Annotated in this window: 2 protein-coding genes; both read left to right on the top strand. The window is 37.3% G+C overall.

The genetic code is table 11. From position 1 onward, the window contains the following. The first annotated feature begins 869 nt into the window (after positions 1-869). On the top strand, positions 870-2,048 hold the full coding sequence (locus tag M0P98_09530) for an ATP-binding protein (protein MCK9267086.1): 1,179 nt from the start codon (positions 870-872) through the stop codon (positions 2,046-2,048). A gap of 23 nt (positions 2,049-2,071) precedes the next feature. Then, positions 2,072-2,544, top strand: a 473-nt coding sequence (locus tag M0P98_09525; protein MCK9267085.1) for a type II restriction endonuclease, incomplete at its 3' end; no start/stop codon positions are given.

Genomic DNA, 2,544 nt, shown 5'->3' with positions numbered 1-2,544 from the left:
TATCGTATTCATGTCAACAGCTTGGTAAAATAAATCATAGAGGCGTGAAATACAAGTGTTTATCATGATTAGGAGCTATCAGCTATCAGCTGTCAGCCGTCAGCTATCAGCTTTTGAAAACGCATTTGCTGTGAGCTGTTTGCTGTGAGCTGAAGGCTTGACTGAGCTTTAGCGAAGGCTGATTGCCGAATGGTCGGGAGCGATTTATGCGAGAGTAAGAGGGAATTCTACACCGGGTTAAAACCCTGGTGCAATTGAAAAGAAAGCGCAAATCAATTGCCCCTGTATTTTAATGCGGAGCAGATTCCCTCGAAACCCTCGATCGTACTACGTACTCTCGTACTTTCGTACCATCGTGAAAAAGATCTATTCATGAGACAGAGAATTGAACCGAATCTAACCACAGATTGTGCAAATTTCACAAAAACAAGCAACGCATGTCATCCCGGAAAATAATCCGGTGGATTGTTTATCCGGGATCTGCTCCATTTAGCGACAAGGTTCTGAAAACAGGAACCCACAACATGTCCCAATTATTCTATTTTTGGTACACATCTCAAAAACACGTTCTATCCGGCACCATATTCCTATCGTATCATATCGTATATTATCGTATCGTTTTGTTAATTCCGTCAGTATAATGACGGTATTTATATTAATTGCGTCAGTATGTTGACGGTATTAACATTTTATACCATGTGGTATTATACTGGTTGGTATAATATTTAATCTAAATAGGGTATTATAACCTTAAATGGGGTAATTTTCACTTAATATTACCCTATCTGCTTACAAAAATTTCATTTTTTTATACCACATGGTATTATACCATACTATATTATACCCCATGGTATAATTTGGAGATAAGTATGACAAAGGTTTCACCTTTTAAATATGGTTCGACCGTAAGCGGCGATTCATTTACCGGTCGAAAAGAAGAAATCGCAAAATTAACTCACAATATATTATCTGGTATTCATACTACGGTCATTTCACCGAGAAGGTGGGGAAAATCTTCTCTAGTAGAAAAAACGGTCGACGATATAATAAAAAGCCATAAAGATATTAAAGCAGTTTTTATTGATCTATTTTCAATCTCTAGCGAGCAAGAATTTCTTGAAGTATATACACGGGAAGTTATTAAGGCCACTTCTACCAAACTTCAGGATAGGTTAAACGCAATTAAATCGTTCTTTAAACAAATTTCCCCAAAGGTTAGCCTGGGAACAGACCTCAACACAGAATTCAGTATTGGATTTGACTGGAACGAGGCCAAAAAACACAAAAGCGAAATATTAAACCTTCCGGAAGTCATTGCCACTGAAAAAAACATCCGTTTGATTATTTGTCTTGACGAATTTCAAAATATTGGCAATTATCAACAAGAAGAAGAGCTTGAAAAAGCTATGCGTGCCTGTTGGCAGCGTCATGATCATGTTTCCTACTGTCTATATGGAAGCAAGCGGCATATGATGGAAGAGTTATTCAGCAGAAGCTCCAAACCTTTTTACCGTTTCGGTGATATTATGTTCTTAGAGAAGATCCCACAAAATGAATGGACGGCATTTATCAAAAAAGGCTTTCAAGATACCGGGAAAAAAATAGCCAGACAATATGCTGAAACAATCCCAAAAATAATGGAAAATCATTCTTGGTACGTTCAGCAGCTTTCAGCATATATTTGGAGATTAACTGATAAGGAGGTAAATAATGATGTTCTCGCCAGGGGATTGATCGAGGTGATTAACACCAACATGCCTCTATTTCAAAATGAAATTGAAAATCTCAGCGTAAAGCAGGTTAATCTATTGAAGGCGATTGCTGATGGAGAAGTACAGCTTACCAGTACTCGGGTGATGCAAAAATATGATATTGGCACACCGGTTAATATCACAAAAAATAGAGATAAGCTTGAAAAAGAAGATTTAATATATCGAATAAACGGCAAAAAATATGAATTTCTTGATCCGGTTTTTAAAATTTGGTTTATGATACAATACTATAACAAAAATTTTAATAGTTTTATTGAAAACAAAAAGGATAATTAATAATCCATAACACGAAATTTTCTATGAAATCCCTACGCAAATCCATCAATCCGGCCTTCCTCAAGCTCAAACCGCATCGCGATGAGATCGAGGCGTTCAAACATGAACTTCTTTATTTGATCGAGCACATCAATGCGGGCGAACATGAGGAACACAACAAAAACCTTTTACGCGATTTTCTAAAGAAAACCTACTATGATCCGGATCGTTTTATCAATACCTATCATCGCAAAGATCTTGTTATTCATACGGGGAAGAATTCCGATTCGCCCATCGGCGTAATCATTGAGACGAAAAGTCCGTCGAATAAAAACGAAATGTGCTCCAAAGATAAGCTGAATACCAAAGCGCTGCAGGAACTCCTGCTTTATTATCTTGAAGAACGCGCGGAACACCAAAATACCGAACTCAAACATCTGATCGTGACCAACATTCACGAATATTTCATTTTTAAGGCGCCGCTCTTTGAAAAACTGGTATACAAGAACAAGGCATT

It is taken from the genome of bacterium (assembly GCA_023230585.1).
Taxonomy (GTDB): Bacteria; Ratteibacteria; UBA8468; order B48-G9; family JAFGKM01; genus JALNXB01.
Note: the sequence above shows the minus strand (reverse complement) of the source record. Positions and strands in the feature narration are given on the sequence as shown.

Excerpts from the sequence above, each read along its gene's own strand:
- M0P98_09530 (MCK9267086.1), top strand. The coding sequence starts at position 870 with ATGACAAAGGTTTCACCTTTTAAATATGGTTCGACCGTAAGCGGCGAT.